This is a genomic window from Telluria sp. PB2R4 (assembly GCF_059685695.1).
The window spans coordinates 1-21,148 of sequence record NZ_JCASIC010000001.1; the positions used below are offsets into that span (position 1 = coordinate 1).

Consider the following 21,148-nt stretch of genomic DNA (forward strand, 5'->3'; position numbering starts at 1 on the left):
GCGGCGACGGCACCGACGACTGCAGCGCCGGCATGCCGGCGGCCGCGCCCGCCAACGCGGCGCCGGGGACGGCCGCGGCCGCGCCCGCCACCGGCGCGGCGCCGACCAGCCGCGAGGCCTTGAACGCGGCCAACGTTCCAATCAAGAGCGAGAAGCTGGGTAACGTGGCGCCGAGCGAGGACGTCAAGCAAAGGCCGACGCAGTCCGTGCGGAAGGGCGCGGCCCCGGCGACGGAAAAAGCCAGCACTCCCCAGACGGCGAACAAGCAATGAAAATGGGAAGCATGCCGATCGCGGTGATCATGCAGCGCCGCAGCCTGCAGCACCGCTGGGCCGACGAGGCCTGGGAGGCCGTGGGCGTGGTGCCCGACCGCGGCGAACTGCCGCGCCTGCAGGTGCTGAGCGAAAGTCCCGAGCGCGACTACTACCTGGTCTCCGGACTCGAGCTCGAGCTGTACACCGACGAGAACGACGGCTACTACGAAAACTGCATGGCGCCCGAGTCGAAGGTGTTCGTGCTGTGGCGCATGGAGGAGGGCAAGGCCATTCCCGTGCGCGCCTCGGTCAGCTACCTCGAGGGCACGCGCATGTTCGACTCCGGCGAGCAGGCCGACGGCGTCGCCATGCCCGCCGAGGTCTATGCGTGGGTGGCCGGCTACCTGCGCGAGCATTACCAGCCCAAGGCTGGAAAGCGGCGCGGCCGCGAGCACGGATGAGCGGGGCGGGGATGTCCGACGAAGGATTCCTGCGGCGCTGGGCGCGGCTGAAGTCCACCGGCGGCGATGCCGCGCCGGCGGAAGCGCCGCGCCCGCCGGCTCCGCCCGCGCCGGCTCCGCCCGCGCCCGCGCCTGCGCCCACGGCCCGCTCCGAAGCAAGGCCACGCGCGCCGCTGCCGACGGTGGACGACGTGGCCGGGCTCACGCTTGATGCCGACTTCTCCGCCTTCGTGGCTCAGGGCGTCGACAAATCGGTGCAGCGCCTCGCACTGAAGAAGCTGTTCGCCGATCCGCATTTCAATGTGATGGACGGCCTCGACATGTACATGAGCGACTACAACAAGGCCTCGCCGCTCTCGCCCGCCATGCTGGCCTCGCTCAAGCACGCGCCCGGTGTGCTCGACCGGCTGTTCGGCGAGCGGCAGGATGGCGAGCGGAACGACAGCGCCGATGCGGCGGCACAGGCGCAAGTAACGGAAACGCAGCAAGGGCAGCACAGCGAACAAGCGCACGCGCAGGCGCCGGAGCTCCAACCGGAGCACAAGCCGGCGCAGCAGTCCACACAACAAGGGAACGCATGAACATCCGTTTTACCGATAATCCGCCCATCGAGCCTGTCCAGGACGAGCGCGATGCGCAAGCCAGGAGCGCCGCCGTTGCGGCGCTGGAGGCCATCCCCGTGTTCGAACCGACGATCACGGTCAGCTACCGGTCGGGCGGGCGCACCCTGGTGGTCGGCTCCGCCGAAAACGCCTTGCCCTGGGCCGACCGCATTGCCGGCGCGCTGCCGGTCACCGTCCTGCTGCTCGACCAGCAAGAGACCATGCCGGTGCGGCCCTATCCGGTGCACGTGGCGCGCACGGTCGCCGTGGCCGGCTGGCTGGGCGCCTTCGAAGCGCGCTGGCAGGCGCCCGGCCAACCGGTGCAGCTGGGGCGCTTCGACCTGGTGCTCGACCTCGCCCCGAGCCGTCTGATTGCCAGTCACCAGCGCCCGCACGGCTACTACGCGCCCGGCTACGACGCCGCGGCCCGCCTGGACGCCGTCGAGACCATGCTCGAGATGGTCGGCGACTTCGAAAAGCCCAAGTATTTCTCTTACAAGGAGCGCACCTGCGCCCATGGCCGCAATGGCCAGAAGGGCTGCAGCGCCTGTATCGACGTCTGCTCGGCCCAGGCGATCCTGGGGGACGGCGACAAGATCAAGGTCAACCCCTACCTGTGCGCCGGCTGCGGCGCCTGCTCCACGGTCTGCCCGACCGGCGCCATCAGCTATGCCTTCCCGCCGGCCGCGCTCACGGGCAAGCGCATGCAGGCGGCGCTGCGCTCCTATCGCGGGGCGGGCGGCGAGCAGCCGGTGTTCCTGCTGCACGACCCGGAGCAGGGCGCTGTGCTGCTGGCACAGCTTGGCAATAAGCTGCCCGGCCGGGTGATTCCGCTGGCGCTGCAGCACACGGCCTCGACCGGTATCGACGTCTGGTTCGGCGCGGTGGCCTACGGCGCTGCCGGCATCACGGTGCTTTTGAGCGGGGACGAAGCGCCGCAGTACGTCGCCGCCCTCGACCAGCAGATGGAAATCGCCCAGGCGGTGCTGGACGGCCTCGGTTACGAAGGCCCGCACTTCCAGTTGCTGCGCGCCGACGCGCCGGCGGGACTGGAGGAGCTGGCGGTGGCGCTGCGCCATGCGCCGCGCGGCCTGGTCCCGACGGAACCCGCCGTGTTCCACCTGGCGAACGACAAGCGCAACACGCTCGACTATGCGCTCGAGCACCTGCACCGCCACGCGCCCGTCAAGCCGGAACAAGTCGCACTGCCGCCCGGCGCCCCCTTCGGCGCCATCGAGGTGAACAAGGCGGCCTGCAGCCTGTGCATGTCCTGCGTGGGCGCCTGCCCGGCGGGCGCGCTGCAGGACGGGCAGGGCGCGCCGCTGTTGCGCTTCATCGAAAAGAACTGCGTCCAGTGCGGCCTGTGCGCCACTACCTGCCCGGAAAACGCCATCACCCTGGCGCCGCGCCTGTCCTTCCTGGAGACGCGCAAGCAGGCCGTGGTGCTCAACGAGTCCGAGCCCTTCCACTGCATCCGCTGCGACAAGCCCTTCGGAACACTGCAGATGGTCGAGAACATGCTCGGGCGCCTGGCCTCGCACCCTGCCTTCAGCGGCCACCTCGACCGCCTGCGCATGTGCGGCGACTGCCGCGTGATCGACATGATGGAGCCGGCGGGCGAGATGCGCATCACGGCCCTGCAGCGGCCGTAGGGTGGGCGGCTACGCCGCCCACCCTACAACAGCCCGTACAAACATGGCAAAATGGCCACAGCAGCCATGCCACCCCGCGACCAGGAGACATCCATGACCCCGACCCAGCGCTTTCTGCAGGCGCGCGACTTCCTGCTGCAGCACCGCCTCGACTACGACACCGCTTATCGGGACTACCGGGCGCCCCAGCTCGACGCCTTCAACTGGGGGCTCGACTATTTCGACCAGATGGCCAAGGACAATCACACGCCGGCGCTGTGGGTGGTGGAAGAAGACGGCTCCGAGCAGAAGATCTCGTTTGCCGACATGGCCTCGCGCTCATGCCAGGTGGCCGAATACCTGCGCCTGTGCGGCGTCAAGCGGGGCGACCGCGTGTTGCTGATGCTGCCGAACCGCGTCGAGCTGTGGGAGGTCATGCTGGCCGGGATCAAGCTCGGCGCCGTGCTGGTGCCGACCACCATGCTGGTTTCCGGCGCCGACCTGCAGGACCGCCTCGAGCGCGGCCGGGTCAAGCACGTCATTGCCCAGGCTTCCGAAGCTTCCAAGTTCGACGGCATGGCGGGCAGCTTCACCCGCATCGCCGTGGGGGGCGCCGAGGGCGGCAAGCTCGACGGCTGGCACGATTACGCCGCCAGCCGCGACGTGCTGTCGGTCTTCACCCCGCAGGGCGAGACCCGCGCCACCGATCCGCTGCTGCTGTATTTCACCTCGGGCACCACGGCCAAGCCCAAGCTGGTGCTGCACAGCCACCAGAGTTATCCGGTCGGTCACCTGTCGACCATGTACTGGATCGGCCTGCAGCCGGGCGACGTCCACTGGAACATCTCCTCGCCGGGCTGGGCCAAGCACGCCTGGAGCTGCTTCTTCGCACCCTGGAACGCCGGCGCCAGCATCTTCGTCTACAACTACGAGCGCTTTTCAAGCAAGGCGGCGTTCGACACGATCCAGCGCTGCGGCGTGACCTCGCTGTGCGCGCCGCCCACCGTCTGGCGCATGATGATCAAGGAAGACCTGAGCGCCTGGCGCCCGCCGCTGCGCGAACTGGTCGGCGCCGGCGAGCCGTTGAATCCGGAAGTGATCGAGCAGGTGGAACAGGCCTGGGGCATCCGCATCCGCGACGGTTTCGGCCAGTCGGAAAGCACCTGCCAGATCGGGAACCCGCCGGGCCAGCCGCTCAAGCCCGGTTCGATGGGGCGCCCGCTGCCGGGCTACCGCGTGGCGCTGCTCGACATCGACGACCAGCCGGCGCAGGAAGGCGAGATTGCGCTGATCCTCGACCCGGCGCCCATGGGCTTAATGATGTGCTACGAGGGCGACGAGGAAAAGACCGCCAGTGTCATGCGCGCCGGCCATTACCACACCGGCGACACCGCCATGGTGGACCAGGACGGCTACTACTTCTATATCGGGCGCAATGACGACGTGTTCAAGTCCTCGGACTACCGCATCAGCCCCTTCGAGCTGGAGAGCGTCCTGATCGAGCACGAGGACGTGCTGGAAGCGGCGATCGTGCCGAGCCCCGACCCGCTGCGGCTGTCGGTGCCGAAGGCCTTCGTCACGTTGCGCCAGGGCGTGGCGCCGAGCCGCGAGGTGGCGGCCGCGCTGTTCGCGTTCGCGCGCGAGCGGCTGGCGCCGTACAAGCGCATCCGGCGCATCGAGTTCCGCGAGCTGCCCAAGACCATCTCGGGGAAGATCCGGCGCGTCGAACTGCGCAAGGAAGAAGCCGCGCGCGCGGGCAGCACGGCGCCGGCCGACGGCCAGGGCCTGGAATACCGCGAGGAAGATTTCGCGGCTTGACGCCCATGGGCGCCACGCCCGGCCGGGTTGCAGAAAAAACCAGGTCGTATATACTGGTCGCGTACCCAAGCATGAGTGAGCTGACGTGAGCAAGCACTGCATTTCTTTCGACGATATCGGTTTCGCATCTGGCGCGCAGGCATCGCGTGCCTGCGCGCCCGCCGTCGCTGGTGCATCCACGTTCGCGTCCGCCCGTCGCTGTTCCCAAACCTCGCTGTCGCTCGGACTGAGCGTCTACCAGGCGCGTCTCGCACAACGCTCGACGCGCGATCTCGCCGGCCTTTCCTGAGCTCGGCGAGAGCCGGTAAAGCCATCGGCTTCCGACTCTCCCGAGCCCCATCCACACGTATCGTCCGAGAAGCGGCAGCACCTGCCATTGCAGGTGCCGCGGCACTCCATCATTCCTGTTGGCCAGCCCCCCATGTGGATTGGGCTGGGAAAGGCATGCCATGTGCACCACCACTTACCTCAGCCAGCGAGACCTGGCTGTCCTGACACGCCTCGTGCGCTCACGCATGGGGCACCTGCATCACGCCGACCCGCAGTACGCCGACCCCGCCGTACGCCGGCTCGCGGCGGTCGCCGGATCGTCCGCGCTGCTTCCCGGCTGCGGCGATGCGGCGCCGCGAGTTTCGCTCGGCGCCAGTGTCCGCTACCGGGTCGCCGGCTGCGGTGACGGGGTGCACCGGCGCCTCCCGGACGGCGCCGATACCGATGCCGTCATCATCGCCTGCCCGCAGGACGCCCACGCCATGCTGCCGCGGATTTCGGTGCTCACGCCGCTTGCCATCGGCCTGCTCGGCCATGCCGAAGGCTGCACGGTCGAGATCGACCTGGCGTTCGGACGCAGCGTGCGGCTCGAAATCGTCGAGGTACGGCCGCCGTGCGATGAAGCCGGAACGGGCGGCACATCCGCCCCGCAGGGGCACATCATGCAAGCGGAGAAATGCAATGAAACGGAATGAAACCCAAGCGGTGACGCGGGACGCGGCCATTCAGGTGCGGCAGCGCATGGAGACGCGCGGCAAGCGGCGCCTGGTGAAGCGCGTCCTGGTGCGCAATGCCCAGTGGCGCCGCGTGGTCACCGGGAGCATGGCGGCCGCGATGGCGGCGGCGCTGGCCAGCCTGCTCGTGCTGGGCGAGGCTGTGGCCATGGCGGCCTGACTTCATTGCGGCCTGACTTCATGGAGGCATGATGTGTCGAACTACATTGAGCTGACTGCAGCGGGAGGCGACTCCCATGCGCGCACCGCCGGCCGCGTTCCAGCTGGAACGCTGGAACTCGGCTGGCAAGCGCACCCGTACTGGCCGGTGATCCATAACGCCAAGCGCGCGCTGGCGCAGCTGCGTGCCGGCGGGCGCCCGGTGCTGCTGGTACGGGGCCCAAGGCAGGGGCCATACAGGCACGCCCTGTTCCCGACCGACCTGTCGCCGTCGTCGCTGGAAGGCGCGCGCCAAGCGATCCGGTCGCTGCCGCCGCTGCCGCAGTTGCGCCTGACCCTGCTGCACACCTGCCGCATCGGCGGGGAGGGCAGCATGCGTACGGCGGGCGTTGGCGACGCCACGCTCGAGGCCTGCCGCCGCAGCACGGAACGGGCTGCGCGTGCGGCCGGCCACCGGTTCGTTGCGCAGCTGCGGGCAGGCAACGCCCGCGCGGCGCTGCTGATGCGGGTCGTGCTACTGCGCCAGCCATGGGCGATGACGGTGGCCGCGCACGCCGGGCTGGCGCAGCCCGAGGTGCTGGTGCTGGCCGCTGCGCGTGGCGGCATGCTTGGGGAATGGCGCTGGCGGGCGGACTTGCATACGCTCCTGCGCCGCACGCGTTGCGACCTGCTGTTGCTGCCGCATGCCGTTTGCCGATGAGCGGTAAATGTGCGGCACGCCGGGCGTGATTCGTTACATAATAGTCATCGCCTATACAATAGCAGCTGCATCCGCCAACTCGCCAACCCGATGACCACACGTTCAGCCAAACAAGGCCCGGCAGCATCCGGCGCCGCCGCCTCCGGTCCTTCCTACGAAGTCAGGAACTCTCCCATCCACGGCAACGGCGTCTTTGCTCTCCGGCGCATCGGCGCTGGAGAGCGCATCATTGAATACCGGGGCGAGCGCATCACCTGGGACGAAGCCACGCAGCGCGCGGCCGAGGCGGGCGGCCCGATCAACCACACCTTCTACTTCACGCTGGCGGACGGCCGCGTGATCGACGGCGGCAGCCGCGGCAACGCGGCGCGCTGGATCAACCATGCCTGCTCGCCCAACTGCGAAGCCTTCGAGGACGAAGGGCGGGTCTACATCCACGCGATGCACGACATCGAGCCCGGCGAAGAGCTGAACTACAACTACGCGCTGATCTACGACGAACGTCACACGCCGGCGCTCAAGAAGCTGTTCGCCTGCCGCTGCGGCACGCCCGGCTGCACCGGCACCATGCTGGCGCCGAAGAAGCGCAGTAAAAGGTCCAGTACAAAGCCCAGCCACAGCGACACCGCCACCGCCTGAAAGAAGCCGATGAAGCCCGTCGTCCGCAGCCTGCTCGAGACCGACCTGTACAAGTTCACCATGTGGCAGGCGCTGCTGCACAGCCACCCGGACGCGATCGGCGAATACGAATTCCGGTGCCGGAACCAGCCCGCTTATCCGCTGGCCGAGTTGAAGGACGAGGTCGAACGCGAACTCGACCACCTGTGCTCGATGATGTTCCTCGAGCACGAAGTCGCCTACCTGCGCGGCCTGCGTTTCATCAAGAGCGACTTCGCCGACTTCCTCACGCTGTTTCGCTTCCAGCGCAAGTTCATCGAGGTCGATACCGACGGCCCGCACCTGCGCATCCGCGCCACCGGGCCTCTGGTGCACGTGATGGGCTTCGAGATCTTCGTGCTCTACATCGTCAACGAACTGTATTTCCGCCGCTTCGACCACGATGCGGCGATCGTCGAAGCGCGCCGGCGGCTGGCGCAGAAGATCGACGAGCTGCGCGCCTTCGAACAGGAACCGCCGCGCGCCACACCCTTCGAATTCTTCGACTTCGGCGTGCGCCGCCGTTTCTCCGGCGAGTGGCACGACGAGGTGGTGCAGACGATGGCGCGCGAGCTGCCGCAGTTCTTCAAGGGCACCTCGAACGTCTATCTGGCGCACCGGTACAATCTGGTGCCGATCGGGACCATGGCGCACGAATACCTGCAGGCCTACCAGGCCTTCGGCGTGCGCCTGCGCGACTTCCAGAAGGCGGCGCTGGAAGACTGGGTACAGGAATACCGCGGCGACCTCGGCACCGCGCTCACCGACGTGGTCGGCATGGATGCCTTCCTGCGCGATTTCGATCTGTACTTTGCCAAGCTGTTCGATGGCCTGCGCCACGATTCCGGCGACCCGGTGGAGTGGGGCGAGAAGGCGCTGGCGCACTACGCGCGGCTGCGCATCGATGCGCGTACCAAGCGCATGGTGTTCTCGGACGCGCTCACGGTTCCCAAGGCGCTCAGCCTGTACCGGCATTTCGCCGACCGCAGCATGCTGGGCTTCGGCATCGGCACCAGGCTCACCAACGACACGCCTTACCCGGCGCTGAACATCGTCATGAAGCTCACCCACTGCAACGGGCAGCCGGTGGCCAAGCTGTCGGATACGCCGGGCAAGTCGATGTGTACGGACGAAACCTTCCTGGCCTACCTGCGCCAGGTGTTCAACCACCCCGGCGAGGGCTGACGCGCCTGTCGTTATGCGCCCGCCAGCCGGCGTTGCGGCTTGGCCGGCGTTTCTTCCAGCCGGAAGGTGTTCACCACCGCCGCCAGCTCCGCCGCCTGCGATCGCAGCGACTGCGCCGCTGCGGCCGCCTCCTCGACCAGGGCCGCATTCTGCAGCGTCATCTCGTCGAGACGCGCGATCGACGCGTCGACGCGCTCGATGTCGGCGCTCTGGGCGCCGGTGGCGCTGCTGATGTGGCCCATGATGCCGGTGACGCGGTGCACGCCCTCGACCACCTGGCGAATCGTCTCGCCGGCTTCGCCCACCAGCACGGCGCCGATGCCGACCTTGCTCACCGAGTCTTCGATCAGGGCCTTGATTTCCTTCGCTGCGGCGGCCGAGCGCTGCGCCAGGTTGCGCACTTCACTCGCCACCACGGCAAAGCCGCGCCCCTGGTCGCCGGCGCGCGCCGCTTCGACCGCCGCGTTCAGCGCCAGGATATTGGTCTGGAAGGCGATGCCGTCGATGACCGCGATGATGTCGACGATCTTTTTCGACGACGCGTCGATCAGGCGCATCGTGGTGACCACTTCCTCCACCGCCGCGCCGCCCTTGATCGAGATGTTCGAGGCGGTGCCGGCCAGGTCGCTGGCCTGCTGCGCGTAGTCGGCATTCTGGCGTACCGACTCGATCAGCTGCTTCATCGAGCTCGCCACCTGGGCCAGCGCGGCCGCCTGGGATTCGGTGCGGCTCGAGAGATCGAGATTGCCCGAAGCGATCTGGGACGAGGCCGACGCGATCGCCTCGGTCCCGCCGCGCACCTTGCTGACGATGCCGCTCAGGCCGTCGCGCATGGCGCTCATCGCGAACAGCAGGCTGGATGGCCGGGCGCGGGCGGTATCGACCGGCTGGTGCAGTTCTCCGCCGGCGATGGCGCGCGCCACGGCGGTGGCGTAGGCGGGCTCGCCGCCGAGTTGGGCCACCAGGCTGCGCACCAGCGCCAGCGCCACCAGCACGCATAGCAGGACCGACAACGCGCTCAGGCCGGTAATCCAGTAGCGCGTGCCCGAGGCCTCGGCATGGGCTGCGCGCACTGCCTTGGCGGTACGCGCCTGCAGTTCGATCAGCAGGGAGTCGATGTCGGCCACGATCCGGCGCCGCAAGGGACTGCATTCCTCGACCAGGAAGCTGCCGAAGCCTTCCAGGTCGCCGCTGTTGCGGTAGCTGCGCGGCCGTTCCAGTTCGCGCGCCATGCTCATCATTCCCGCCCGTACCTTGGCGTACTGCGCGTTGTCGCGCAGGACCGGATCGAGACGGGCGAGGGCGGAGAGATACTCGGCCTTGCGCGCGTCGACCAGGTCCAGTTCGCGCCGCGCCGCCGTGTCGTCCTTGAAGATGTAGGCATTGCGCGCCGCGATGCCGGTCTGGGCCAGGGCTTCACGCGCGGCGTACAGTGGCTCGAGTTCGCTGTTTCTGACCGCATCGGCAGTCTCCAGCGCGCGCTCGATGTTGTTGATACGGGAAACAGAGAACCCGGCAAGGATCAACGTGACCGAAAGGATCAGGGCGAATGCCGTGTAAAGCCTTGTTGCGATGCCCAGGTTCGGGAAAAAGTGCATGGTGGCCTGTTGAGGTAAGAGGTCTAGTTATAGGAATGGCAGCAAATTTGCTGAAATTGGGCGCAATTATGTTCTGGCAATTTCGTTTAAGCAACTGAATTTGAGTTTATTGTGTATATCGGAAACTCATCGTCAGAAGGTACTTTTTAAATGAGGGATTTCGTCATTTCGGGTATACTCCGTGCGATAACCAGGATCGATAATGCAGAGCAAGTTTACCGACGAGGATCCGATCCTCACGACCAGTGCCGCAGCGCGCATGCTGGGTGTTGCCACCAGCACCGTGCAGCTATGGATGGAAAGTGGCGCTATCCCCTCGTGGAAAACCCCGGGGGGCCATCGGCGTACGCGTCAAAGTACGATCCAGGCCATGCTGGACCGTGCCGGGCCGCTATCCGGCTCGCTGTCCGGTGAGACGCTGGTCGAGGCCCCGACCGATCCCGAATTCCTCCTCCAGGGGAACGAAAGCTTCCCGACCATCGCGGACGAACCGCGCCGGCTGGCTGCGCTTGCCGCGTCCAGGCTGGTCGACAGCCCGCAGGAAGAGCGTTTCAACCGGATCGTCCGGCTGGCCGCCACCGTGACCGCGTCGCCGATCGCGCTGGTGTCGCTGCTGACCGCCCGCCGCCAGTGGTTCAAGGCGCGCGTCGGCCTGGGTCCGCAGGAAACCCCGCGCGAATGGGCCTTCTGCTCGCACGCCATCCTGCAGGATGCGCCCTTCATGGTCGAAGACGCCGCCACCGACGAGCGCTTCTGCGAGAACCCGCTGGTGCTGGCCGAACCGCACATCCGCTTCTATGCCGGGGTACCGCTGCGCGACCGTTCCGGCCTGCCGATGGGCACCCTGTGCGTGATCGACCGCGAGCCGCGCCGCCTGCGCTCGGCCGAGCTGCAGGCCCTGTGCGACCTGGCCGATATCGCCTCTTCGGAGTTCCAGGCAAAGGCGGCATAAGTCACATGCAATAATGCGCGACAAAGTCGCGCCGCCGTTCCGGTATGCTGGACAATATTGTCCATTTCACACCCGGGAGACGCCATGAGATTTGCCGCCGCCGCGCTGCTTGCCATCGCAGCATTCGTCCAGCCTGCCAGCGCGCAGGAGTCGCTCGCATCGACGCAGGCCGCCACCGCGGCCGCGCAGGCCTGGCTGGCGACGGTGGACGATGCAAAATACGACGACAGCTGGAGCCAGGGCGCCACTGCCTTCCGTGCTGCAGTGACCGGCCAGCAGTGGCTTGATGCCATGCGCGCCGTCCGGGCGCCGCTTGGCGCGGTCAAGTCGCGCAAGCTCATCGCCGCCCAGTACACGCGCAAGTTACCCGGTGCCCCCGAGGGTGAATACGTCGTGGTCCAGTACCTGACCGAATTCGCGGCGAAGACGGCCACCGAGACCGTGACCCCGATGCGCGAGGCCGACGGCAGCTGGAAGGTGTCGGGCTACTACATCCAGTAGACCTAGAACGTCCCGCCCATCAGCTTCCACAACTGGGTCGGCAGGGCAGGCGGCGCGTCCGGCTTGAAGAAGGCCGAATCCTGGATGTGCGAGGTGGTCACGTAGACCGTGCCGTCCGGGCCCTGGGTGAAGGTGTCCGGCCAGCGCAGGCGCGCGTCCTGCACCAGCACCTCGGGCTTGCCCGTGGGGCCGGCGTCGAGGTCGCGCACCTTGACGGCATCGTCCTCGACTGCGCTGAGCAGCATCCTGTTGGTCCCGCGTGGAATCAACAGGCCGTCCGAGACGCCGTTCTTCCCGTATTCCTCGACCTCGCCGCCGATGTCCTCGCCCCGCAGGCCCGCACCCAGCAGGCTGGCGGTGGCGATGCGGTACAGGGTGTCGCCCTTGATCGCCTGCCAGTACAGCCATTGGCCGTCGTCGGACAGCGCGATACCGTCCGCCGAGAACTCGACGCCGCGCCCGTCCGGGCGGCGCAGCACCTTGCCATCGGCCTTGACGTCCAGGCCCTTCTGCATCTGGGTCGAGGGATGGCCGTCGAGAAGGCGCACTGTCTTCCCGTCAACCAGCTCCACTACCAGAATCGCCCCCACCACGCCCGAATCGGTGATGAAGGCGTAGCGGCCGTCGTTTGAAAAGCGCACGTCGTTCAGGTAGGAGCCCTGGGGCGCGGCCGCTTCGTCGAAGGCAATGCTAAGCACCACCTTGTCGCTCGCCAGGTCGATCTGCACCAGCTTGGCCCCGTTGGATACCAGGTGGGCCTGCGCCGGCGCCGCCGGGTCGAGCACCCAAAGGCTGCCGCGGCCGTCCGCCACGATGCTCTGCACGCAGACCCAGTGCTTGTCGGGCGGCAGTTCATCCTTGCGCGCGTTGCGCCAGGCGTTCCATCCTGCGTCGGGGTAGGGGCGCAGCGCGCCGTCCTTGCCGACTTCGGCCACCGACACCGCCGTGTCCTCGGTCCAGCGCGGGAAGTTCACGAAGATGCGATTGTCTTCCGATACCGACACGCCGGTAACCTGGTGCTCGAACGCGGCCACCTGTTCGATGGTCCATGATGCGAATTTGCTCATACCTTTGCTCATGTCCTTGCTCATGCTGCTCCTCTCATGGCGGTTGCGGCGCTCTGGCCGCGCGGCGCACGCGGCGCCTTCTTCCTGGGTTGGGTGGCGCGGCCGTTCCGCCGTTTTTGTTCCTCTTCCTGTTCGTGGCGCAGGCGTTGCTGCAGCATCGCCAGCACTGCGGCCTCTTCCGGCTGCAGGGCGTGCAGGTCTTCCTTCAGTTCCTGCTCGGTGCGTTCGCGCAGGGCTTCCAGCACCGTCCCTTCGAGGTAGGCGTCGAGCACCACCGGGTGCACGTAGCACTTGCGGCACACCGAGGGCGTATTGCCGAGCTTCTCGGCCACCGATTCGATCGCGCGCACGATGTTCTTCTTGGCCTGGGCCTCGGAATCGAATTTCTCGAATTCCTGCAGGGCCAGCGCAGCCAGCACGGTGCCCGACCAGGTGCGGAAATCCTTGGCGGTATAGTCCTCGCCGGTGACCGCGCGCAGGTAGTCGTTGACGTCGCTCGAATCGATGCTGTGGGTCTCGCCGGCGTCGTCCACGTACTGGAACAGTTCCTGTCCGGGCAGGTCGCGCGAGCGGGCGACGATGCGCGCCAGGCGGCGGTCGTGCACCTGCACCTTGTGGTAGACGCCGCTTTTGCCGCGGAAGCGGAATTCGACGTGGCTGCCGTCGATTTTCACGTGGCGGTCGCGCAGCGTGGTCAGGCCATACGACTTGTTGGTGCGGGCGTATTCCTCATTCCCGACCCGCATCATGGTCGCCTCGAGCAGGTAGACGATGGTGGCCAGCACCTTTTCGCGCGGCAGGCCCGGCAGGGACAGGGCGCGGTCGACTTCCTTGCGGATGCCGGGGAGGGCCTGGCCGAAATTGAGCATGCGTTCGTACTTCACCTCGTCGCGCACGGCGCGCCACTTCGGGTGGTAGCGGTACTGCTTGCGGCCCCTGGCGTCGCGGCCGGTGGCCTGCAGGTGACCATTGGCCTGCGGGCAGATCCACACCTCGGTCCAGGCCGGCGGGATCGCCAGCGACTTGATGCGTCCCAGGGTCGCTTCGTCGGTGACCGGGTCGCCGCCGGCGTCGAGGTAGCGGAAACCGTCGCCGGATTGTTCGCGCCGGATCCCGGGCCGGTCGTCGAGGACATACCGCAGGCCGGCGGCCCTGGCGGCGCGGGGTGGATCGCTGAGGGGGTTGTCGGCGCTGCCGTTTGCTTCGCTGTGCATGGTCGGGCTTTCCTCCAATCTGGAGGCCCGATCCTACGCCGAACCGGACGCGGGCGCCGTGCGGAAGCTAACGTTCGGCACAGCTTCCCTAGGCCTTGCCTGCCGAGGCCAGCAACTCGCTCAGCTGCACCGTATTGACCGGCTTGACCATGTAGTGGTCGAAGCCGGCCTCGCGCGCGGCATCGCGGTCTTGCTGGCGGCCGTAGCCGGTGGCGGCGATCAGGGTCGCATCGGCGGTCTGGGAAAGCTGGCGCAGGCGGCGCGCCAGTTCGTTGCCGTCCAGGTCGGGCAGGCCGATGTCGAGCAGGCAGACCTGGGGCGAAAACACCTTGGCCACCTCGATCGCGTCGAGGGCGTTGTAGGCAATCTCGACCCGGTGGCCGCTTGCGGCCAGGAACAGGTTGAGGGTGTGGGCGGCGTCGAGGTTGTCGTCCACCACCAGTACGCGCAGCGGCGCCTGCGCCGATGCGGCATGGCGTACCGCTTCCGCCATGGGCGACTCGGCCTCGTGCTCGAAGCGCGGCAGGCGCACCGTGAAGGTGCTGCCCTTGCCGAGCCCCGGGCTGGCGGCGCTGACGCTGCCGCCGTGCAGCTCGACCAGGCTGCGCGCCAGCGCCAGGCCCAGGCCAAGTCCGCCCTGCGAGCGGTCCGGGGTGCGCTCGGCCTGGGTGAACAGGTCGAACACACGCCCGACCAGCCCCGGCTCCATGCCGATGCCGTCGTCGCTGATGCTCAGCAAATAGTTGTCGCCGTCCAGGGTCAGCGCCAGCCCGATGTGGCCGCCCTCGGGTGTGTACTTGGTGGCATTGCCCAGAAGGTTGGCGACCACCTGCACCAGGCGCTTGTGGTCGCCCTTGACCTGGGCCGCTTCGGCCGGCAGGTCGAGCACCACCTTGTGGCGGCGCGCCGTGATCAGGGGGCGGATCTGTTCGGCCGCATCGTCCACCACCTTGCGCAGGTCCAGCACCTGGCTCGAGATCGACACCAGGCCGCGCGTGACGCGCGAGACGTCCAGCAGGTCGTCCACCAGGCTCGTCATGTGCTCGACCTGGCGCGCGATGATGGCGCAGGTCTGGGTGATCTGGGCGTTGTCCGAGTGCAGCAGCTTGAGCAGGTGGGCGCCGGTGCTGATCGGCGCCAGCGGATTGCGCAGCTCATGCGCCAGCATCGCCAGGAACTCGTCCTTGCGCTGGTCGGCCGCGCGCAGCTCGCGCTCGGCCTGGCTGCGCGCCGCTTCCTTGGCCTCCAGCGCGGCGGCCATCTCGTCGAGGGCGGCGGCCAGGCGGCCGATTTCCTCGTTGCCGTGGCTGATGCCGGAACGCGCCTGCAGCTCGCCGGCGGCGATGCGGCGCGCGGTATCCATCAGCTTGCGCACCCGCTGCACGATCAGGATGTCGCCGGCCAGCCAGGCGGCCAGCATCGCCAGCATGGTGGTCGCCGCCAGGCCCATCAGCGACATCAGCTGGGCCTCGCGCGCCGCCGCGGTAATGGTCTCCACCGGCACGCCGATCGTCACCGTGTATTCCGACAGCGAAGGACCGCCCACGCGCGCGAAGGCATGCAGCCGTTCGATGCCGTCCTCGCCGCGCAGCAGCACCGGGCGCTGCGCCGGGTCGCGCATGGCGGCCAGCAGGGCGGGGCTGATCTTCTTGCCGAACCAGCGCTCGGGGTCGGGGCGGCGCGAGATGAGCTGACCGTTCGAATCGGCCGTCTCCAGGATCGAGCCGAGCGGCAGGTTGATCTCGTTCACGAAAGTATCCAGCCCGGCCAGGTCCATCGCCGAGAACACCACGGCCGCCACCCGGCCGCTGCGGTCGGTGACAGGATAGGTGAGGTTGATCGTGTGGCGCCGGATCACCCGGCCGAACACATAGTCGCCGGCGATGAAGCGGCGCTCGGCGATGGCGCGCCGGAAGTGGCGGCGGTCGCCCAGGTTCACCGGGTGCAGCATCGGCACGGCGCTGCAGCTGACATCGCCGTCGAGCTGGATCAGTCCGAAGTTGACATAGCCTTCGTTGCGGTCAAGGACATCGGCCAGCAGGGCATTGCAGCGGTCGGCCGGGCCCATCAGGTCGCGCACGCTGACCAGGTCGACCAGGATCTGTCGTGCGCGCTCGAGCGACTGCGCCTCGTTGGCGGCGGCCATGCCGGTCAGGCGCTGCAGGTTTTCTTCGGAGGCGCGGATCGCGGCCTCGCGCTCGCGAACGTCGCCCAGGACCGTCATCACGGCGATTGGCGTGATCGCCAGCGCAACCAGCAGCATCAGGCGGCTGCGCAGGCTGTTCAGGCGTAGGCGCTGGAGCAATGGATTCATCAATGATCAGTCGTCGGCAAGATTCGCAGTGGGGCGGTGCACCGGTGCGGTGCAAACGTTTCCACATTGTACTAAATTGTATCGAAATACCATCGCCCCGGACGCACAGCAGCGCGGCGCCCGACAATGCTTGACACCTAAAGCATCTGGCCATGTAAGATATCGGCAACATATCGGCAATGCGGACTGGGAGCGGGAATGAACATCGTGTGCGTGGGCGGCGGTCCGGCGGGCCTGTACTTCGGACTCCTGATGAAGAAACGCCATCCGGATTACGCCGTCACCGTCGTCGAGCGCAACCGCGCCAGCGACACCTTCGGCTGGGGTGTCGTGTTTTCCGACCAGACCCTCGGCCACCTGGCCGGCGCCGACGAAGAGAGCGCACGCGCCATCCTGCAGTCGTTCAACCACTGGGATGCGATCGACGTCCATTTCAAGGGGCGCACCGTCACCTCCGGCGGGCATGGCTTCTGCGGCATCGGCCGCAGGCGCCTGCTGAACATCCTGCAGGAGCGTGGCGCCGGGCTTGGCGTGCGCCTGGAATTCGAACACGAGGTGCGCGACGAAGCGGCCCTGGCGCGCGCCTACGATGCCGACCTGTTGGTGGCCTGCGACGGCGTCAACAGTGCCGTGCGCAGCCGCCATGCCGATGTGTTCCAGCCCGAGGTCGAGCGCCGCCACTGCCGCTTCGTCTGGCTCGGCACCCGCAAGCGCTTCGACGCTTTTACGTTCGCCTTCGAAGAGACCGAACACGGCTGGTTCCAGGCCCACGCCTACCAGTACGACGGCGAGACCTCGACCTTCATCATCGAAACGCCGGAAGAAACCTGGCAGGCGGCGGGGCTGGAAGCGATGGACCAGCAGGAAGCGCTGGGCTTCTGCGAGCGCCTGTTCGCGCGCTACCTCGACGGCCAGCCGCTGATGGCCAACGCGGGACACCTGCGCGGCTCCAGCATGTGGATCCGCTTCCCGCGCATCGCCTGCCGCCAGTGGGTGCATGTCGAGCAGGTCGACGGGCGCCGCGTGCCGATCGTCCTGATGGGCGACGCGGCGCACACCGCCCACTTCTCGATCGGCTCCGGTACCAAGCTGGCGCTGGAAGATGCGATCGAGCTGGCGCGCTGCCTCGACGACCCGGCGGCCGGCCTGGAGCAAGCCCTGGCCGCGTACGAGGACGTGCGCCGCATCGAGGTGCTCAAGCTGCAGAGCGCCGCGCGCAATTCGATGGAATGGTTCGAGAACGTGCGGCGCTACACGGCGATGGAGGCCGAGCAGTTCGCGTACTCGCTGCTGACGCGCAGCCAGCGCCTGTCGCACGAAAACCTGCGCCTGCGCGACCCGGATTATGTCGGCGGGTTCGAGCGCTGGTTTGCCGAACGCGCGGCCGAGCAGGCAGGCGTTCCCGTGCCGCAAGAGGCGGCCCCGCCGATGTTCACGCCCTATAAAATCCGCGGCGTGCTGCTCAAGAACCGCGTCATCGTCTCGCCCATGGCCCAGTATTCGGCAATGGACGGTACGGTCGGAGACTTCCACCTGGCCCACCTGGGCGCCCGCGCGCTCGGCGGCGCGGCCCTGGTGATGGCCGAGATGACCTGCGTCTCGGCCGATGCGCGCATCACGCCGGGCTGCCCGGGCCTGTACACGCCCGCGCATACGGCCGCCTGGCGCCGCATCGTCGACTTCGTCCATGCAAACAGCGACGCCAGGATCGGCGTGCAGCTGGGCCACGCCGGCGCCAAGGGCTCGACCCGGCCGATGTGGGACGGGATCGACCTGCCGCTCGTCGACGGCAACTGGCCGCTGGTCTCGGCTTCGGCCCAGCAATACCTGGCCGGCGTGTCGCAAGTGGCGCGCGAAGCTCTGCCTGCCGACCTGGAACGCATCAAGGGAGATTTCGTCCGCGCTACCGAGGCGGCCGCGCAGGCCGGCTTCGACTGGCTGGAGCTGCACTGCGCGCACGGCTACCTGCTGTCGAGCTTCATTTCGCCGCTGACCAACCGCCGCCTGGACGCCTACGGCGGCAGCCTGGAGAACCGCTGCCGCTATCCGCTCGAGGTGTTCGCCGCGATCCGCGCCGTGTGGCCGGACGAGCGGCCGATCAGCGTGCGCCTGTCGGCCCACGACTGGGTCGAGGGCGGCATCACCCCGGATGATGCGGTGGCGATCGCGCGCCTGTTCAAGCAGGCCGGGGCCGACATGATCGATTGTTCTTCCGGCCAGGTCAGCAAGAGCGAGGCGCCGGTGTACGGGCGCATGTTCCAGACCCCGTTCGCCGACCGCATCCGCAACGAAGCCGGGATCCCGACCATCGCCGTGGGCTCGATCTACGCGGCCGACCATGTCAACGGCATTGTCTCGGCGGGCCGCGCCGACCTGTGCGCCGTGGCGCGGCCGCACCTGGCCAACCCAAGCTGGACCCTGATCGAGGCAGCGCGCATCGGCTACACGGGCGCCGGCTGGCCACGCCAGTACCGGCCCGGCAAGCTGCAGCTGGAGCGCAACCTCGAACGCGAGCGCCAGATGCAGGCGGCTGGCAGTGGTTTGACACCGCAGCAGCTGGCCGCGCGCCTGCTCGAAGGCTGAACTTAACTTATCAGGATCAGGAGTCACCGCATGCACTACTTACCGGGCGACGCGCACCGGCTGCCGGGCAGCCGCGCCACCCTTGCCGGCTACCAGGCCACCCATTTCCAGTTCACCGTGCAAGACCGGGTCGCGACTATTCTTCTCAACCGTCCCGAGCGCAAGAATCCGCTCACCTTCGAATCCTACGCCGAGCTGCGGGACCTGTTCCGCGCCTTGGCCTATGCCGACGACGTCAAGGCCGTCATCATCGGCGGCACCGGCGAAAATTTCTGCTCGGGCGGCGACGTGCACGAAATCATCGGGCCGCTCACAAAACTCGACATGCCCGGCCTGCTGGCCTTTACCCGCATGACGGGCGACCTGGTGAAGGCGATGCGCGCCTGCCCGCAGCCCATCGTGGCCGCCGTGGACGGCGTATGCGCCGGCGCCGGCGCGATCCTGGCGCTGTCCTCCGACATCCGCTACGGCACCGCACGCAGCAAGACCGCCTTCCTGTTCACCCGGGTCGGCCTGGCCGGCTGCGACATGGGCGCCTGCGCGCTGCTGCCGCGCGTGATCGGCCAGGGCCGGGCGGCCGAGTTGCTCTACACCGGCCGCGTTCTGCGCGGCGAGGAAGCCGAGCGCTGGGGCTTCTTCAACCGCCTTTGCGAGCCGGACGCGGTGCTGGCGGACGCGCAGGTCTTTGCGGCGCAGCTGGCGAATGGCCCGACCTTCGCCCACGGCATGACCAAGAAGATGCTGCAGCAGGAGTGGAATATGGGCGTGGACGAAGCCATCGAGGCCGAAGCCCAGGCGCAGGCGATCTGCATGGCCACCAACGACTTCCACCGCGCCTACCACGCCTTCGTGGCCAAGGACACGCCGCGCTTCGAGGGGGACTGACATGGCCGACCGCGACTACCTCGACTGGCCCTTCCTGGAGCCGCGCCACCGCGCGCTGGCCCTGGAACTCGATGCCTGGGCCGGCGAACACCTGACTTACGCGCATGGGAAGGACGTCGACGCCGCCTGCCGCGCGCTGGTTGCCGACCTGGGCCGCGGCGGGTGGCTGCGCCACGCCATCGGCGGCGCGGACAAGCCGATCGACACCCGCGCGATCTGCCTGATCCGCGAGACGCTGGCGCGTCACGCCGGCCTGGCGGATTTCGCCTTCGCGATGCAGGGCCTGGGCAGTGGCGCGATTTCGCTGTTCGGAAGCGAAGTGCAGCAGCAAACCTGGTTGCCGCGCGTGGCAAGCGGCGAGGCCATCGCTGCCTTTGCCTTGTCCGAACCGCAGGCCGGCTCCGACGTGGCGGCGATGGCGTGCGCCGCCCGCCTTGACGGCGACAGCTATGTGCTCGATGGCGAAAAAACCTGGATCTCGAACGGCGGCATCGCCGACTTCTATGTGGTCTTTGCCCGCACGGGCGATGGCGGCGGCGAGGGCGGGCGCGGATCGAAGGGCATTTCCGCCTTCATCGTCGAAGCCGGCACGCCCGGTTTCGAGATCGCCGAGCGCATCGACGTGATCGCCCCGCACCCGCTGGCGCGCCTGCGCTTCGACGGCTGCCGGGTGCCGGCGGCCAACCGCATCGGCGCCGAAGGCCAGGGCTTCAAGGTGGCGATGGCCACCCTCGACGTGTTCCGCACCTCGGTGGCGGCGGCCAGCCTCGGCTTCGCACGGCGCGCCCTGGACGAAGCCCTCACGCGCGCGCGCGCGCGGGCCATGTTCGGCAAGACCCTGGCCGACTTCCAGCTGACCCAGGCCAAGCTGGCGCACATGGCGACCGGCATCGATGCCGCGGCGCTGCTGACCTACCGTGCGGCCTGGATGCGCGACGGGGGCAAGCGCGTGACGAAAGAAGCCGCGATGGCCAAGCTGACCGCGACCGAGACCGCGCAACAGGTGATCGACGCGGCCGTCCAGATGTTTGGCGGGCAGGGCGTGGTCAGCGGCGAAACGGTCGAGACACTGTACCGCGAAATCCGCGCACTGCGCATCTACGAAGGCGCGAGCGAAGTCCAGCTGCTCATCATCGCGCGCGAACTGCTTGCCGGGGAGGCCGCATGATCGAGATTCTGCAACCGCCGGGCTGGGTGCGCCCGAAAGGCTATGCGAACGGGATGGTGGCGCGCGGGCGCCAGGTCTACGTGAGCGGCATGATCGGCTGGGATGCCGAGGGCCGCTTCCAGACCGATGACTTCGTCGGCCAGGCGCGCCAGGCGCTTGAGAACGTGGTCACCGTTTTGCGCGAAGCGGGCGCCGGGCCGGAGCACATCGTGCGCATGACCTGGTACGTGCTCGACCGGCGCGAATACCTCGACGCGGGCGCCGCGCTGGGCGCCGCCTACCGCGACGTCATCGGCCGCAATTTTCCGGCCATGAGCGCGGTGCAGGTGGCGGCGCTGATGGAGGAGCGGGCGCGGGTCGAGATCGAGGTCACGGCCGTGGTGCCGGATTGAACC

General features: G+C 68.0%; 20 protein-coding genes and 1 pseudogene. 17 read left to right on the forward strand and 4 right to left on the reverse strand.

Translation table 11 applies throughout. The features are described from left to right. The 11 genes and pseudogenes from AC56LU_RS00005 to pncB form a co-directional block, all read left to right on the forward strand. A pseudogene (locus tag AC56LU_RS00005) lies at positions 1-272 on the forward strand (hypothetical protein); the annotation flags it as partial. Next, the gene (locus AC56LU_RS00010; RefSeq protein ID WP_497173538.1) at positions 269-715 is read left to right on the forward strand and encodes a DUF3305 domain-containing protein; all 447 of its coding nucleotides are present in this window, start codon (positions 269-271) and stop codon (positions 713-715) included. The pseudogene AC56LU_RS00005 and the gene AC56LU_RS00010, both read left to right, overlap by 4 nt. 11 nt (positions 716-726) lie before the next feature. Then, positions 727-1,296, forward strand: a complete 570-nt coding sequence (locus tag AC56LU_RS00015) for a DUF3306 domain-containing protein (protein WP_497173539.1) — start codon at positions 727-729, stop codon at positions 1,294-1,296. Continuing rightward, on the forward strand, positions 1,293-2,969 hold the full coding sequence (locus tag AC56LU_RS00020) for a 4Fe-4S binding protein (protein WP_497173540.1): 1,677 nt from the start codon (positions 1,293-1,295) through the stop codon (positions 2,967-2,969). The genes AC56LU_RS00015 and AC56LU_RS00020 overlap by 4 nt, the downstream gene beginning before the upstream one ends. Positions 2,970-3,062: 93 nt before the next feature. Further along, positions 3,063-4,766: an AMP-binding protein gene (locus AC56LU_RS00025; RefSeq protein WP_497173541.1), complete on the forward strand. Its 1,704-nt coding sequence runs from the start codon at positions 3,063-3,065 to the stop codon at positions 4,764-4,766. Between the two features lie 85 nt (positions 4,767-4,851). Continuing rightward, positions 4,852-5,055: a hypothetical protein gene (locus tag AC56LU_RS00030; RefSeq protein WP_497173542.1), complete on the forward strand. Its 204-nt coding sequence runs from the start codon at positions 4,852-4,854 to the stop codon at positions 5,053-5,055. Between the two features lie 160 nt (positions 5,056-5,215). Next, positions 5,216-5,731, forward strand: coding sequence for a GreA/GreB family elongation factor (locus AC56LU_RS00035; RefSeq protein WP_497173543.1), 516 nt, complete (start codon positions 5,216-5,218; stop codon positions 5,729-5,731). Beyond that, positions 5,718-5,930 (forward strand): hypothetical protein, encoded by a 213-nt coding sequence (locus AC56LU_RS00040; protein ID WP_497173544.1) that lies wholly within the window; start codon positions 5,718-5,720, stop codon positions 5,928-5,930. The genes AC56LU_RS00035 and AC56LU_RS00040 overlap by 14 nt, the downstream gene beginning before the upstream one ends. Positions 5,931-5,963: 33 nt before the next feature. Continuing rightward, complete coding sequence (locus tag AC56LU_RS00045; RefSeq protein ID WP_497173545.1) at positions 5,964-6,629, forward strand: universal stress protein; 666 nt, start codon at positions 5,964-5,966, stop codon at positions 6,627-6,629. Between the two features lie 90 nt (positions 6,630-6,719). Further along, positions 6,720-7,268 (forward strand): SET domain-containing protein, encoded by a 549-nt coding sequence (locus AC56LU_RS00050; protein ID WP_497173546.1) that lies wholly within the window; start codon positions 6,720-6,722, stop codon positions 7,266-7,268. Positions 7,269-7,277: 9 nt separating this feature from the next. After that, positions 7,278-8,471, forward strand: coding sequence for a nicotinate phosphoribosyltransferase (gene pncB / locus AC56LU_RS00055; RefSeq protein WP_497173547.1), 1,194 nt, complete (start codon positions 7,278-7,280; stop codon positions 8,469-8,471). A gap of 11 nt (positions 8,472-8,482) precedes the next feature. Here the strand turns inward: pncB and AC56LU_RS00060 are convergent, their stop codons facing one another. Next, positions 8,483-10,069 (reverse strand): methyl-accepting chemotaxis protein, encoded by a 1,587-nt coding sequence (locus AC56LU_RS00060; protein ID WP_497173548.1) that lies wholly within the window; start codon positions 10,067-10,069, stop codon positions 8,483-8,485. A gap of 202 nt (positions 10,070-10,271) precedes the next feature. On the opposite strand from AC56LU_RS00060, the gene AC56LU_RS00065 reads away from it, so the two are divergent. Continuing rightward, the gene (locus tag AC56LU_RS00065; protein WP_497173549.1) at positions 10,272-11,021 is read left to right on the forward strand and encodes a GAF domain-containing protein; all 750 of its coding nucleotides are present in this window, start codon (positions 10,272-10,274) and stop codon (positions 11,019-11,021) included. 84 nt (positions 11,022-11,105) lie between these two features. After that, positions 11,106-11,522: a DUF4019 domain-containing protein gene (locus tag AC56LU_RS00070; protein ID WP_497173550.1), complete on the forward strand. Its 417-nt coding sequence runs from the start codon at positions 11,106-11,108 to the stop codon at positions 11,520-11,522. Positions 11,523-11,524: 2 nt separating this feature from the next. On the opposite strand, the gene AC56LU_RS00075 is transcribed toward AC56LU_RS00070, so the two are convergent. The 3 genes from AC56LU_RS00075 to AC56LU_RS00085 all read right to left on the reverse strand — a co-directional run bounded on the left by AC56LU_RS00075 (position 11,525) and on the right by AC56LU_RS00085 (position 16,117). Continuing rightward, entirely contained in the window at positions 11,525-12,589 is a 1,065-nt protein-coding gene (locus AC56LU_RS00075; RefSeq protein ID WP_497173551.1) for an L-dopachrome tautomerase-related protein, read from the reverse strand. Positions 12,590-12,609: 20 nt separating this feature from the next. Next, positions 12,610-13,803, reverse strand: a complete 1,194-nt coding sequence (locus AC56LU_RS00080; protein ID WP_497173552.1) for a DNA topoisomerase IB — start codon at positions 13,801-13,803, stop codon at positions 12,610-12,612. A gap of 88 nt (positions 13,804-13,891) precedes the next feature. Then, positions 13,892-16,117, reverse strand: coding sequence for a hybrid sensor histidine kinase/response regulator (locus AC56LU_RS00085; RefSeq protein ID WP_497173553.1), 2,226 nt, complete (start codon positions 16,115-16,117; stop codon positions 13,892-13,894). A 198-nt stretch (positions 16,118-16,315) separates the two neighbouring features. Between AC56LU_RS00085 and AC56LU_RS00090 the strand changes: the two genes are divergently transcribed. The 4 genes from AC56LU_RS00090 to AC56LU_RS00105 are packed head-to-tail and all read left to right on the forward strand — an operon-like array spanning position 16,316 to position 21,145. Next, on the forward strand, positions 16,316-18,700 hold the full coding sequence (locus AC56LU_RS00090; RefSeq protein WP_497173554.1) for a bifunctional salicylyl-CoA 5-hydroxylase/oxidoreductase: 2,385 nt from the start codon (positions 16,316-16,318) through the stop codon (positions 18,698-18,700). Positions 18,701-18,730: 30 nt separating this feature from the next. Then, the gene (locus AC56LU_RS00095) at positions 18,731-19,585 is read left to right on the forward strand and encodes an enoyl-CoA hydratase family protein (RefSeq protein WP_497173555.1); all 855 of its coding nucleotides are present in this window, start codon (positions 18,731-18,733) and stop codon (positions 19,583-19,585) included. Position 19,586: 1 nt separating this feature from the next. After that, entirely contained in the window at positions 19,587-20,753 is a 1,167-nt protein-coding gene (locus tag AC56LU_RS00100; protein ID WP_497173556.1) for an acyl-CoA dehydrogenase family protein, read from the forward strand. After that, positions 20,753-21,145, forward strand: a complete 393-nt coding sequence (locus tag AC56LU_RS00105) for a RidA family protein (RefSeq protein ID WP_497174193.1) — start codon at positions 20,753-20,755, stop codon at positions 21,143-21,145. The genes AC56LU_RS00100 and AC56LU_RS00105 overlap by 1 nt, the downstream gene beginning before the upstream one ends. Positions 21,146-21,148: the final 3 nt, after the last annotated feature.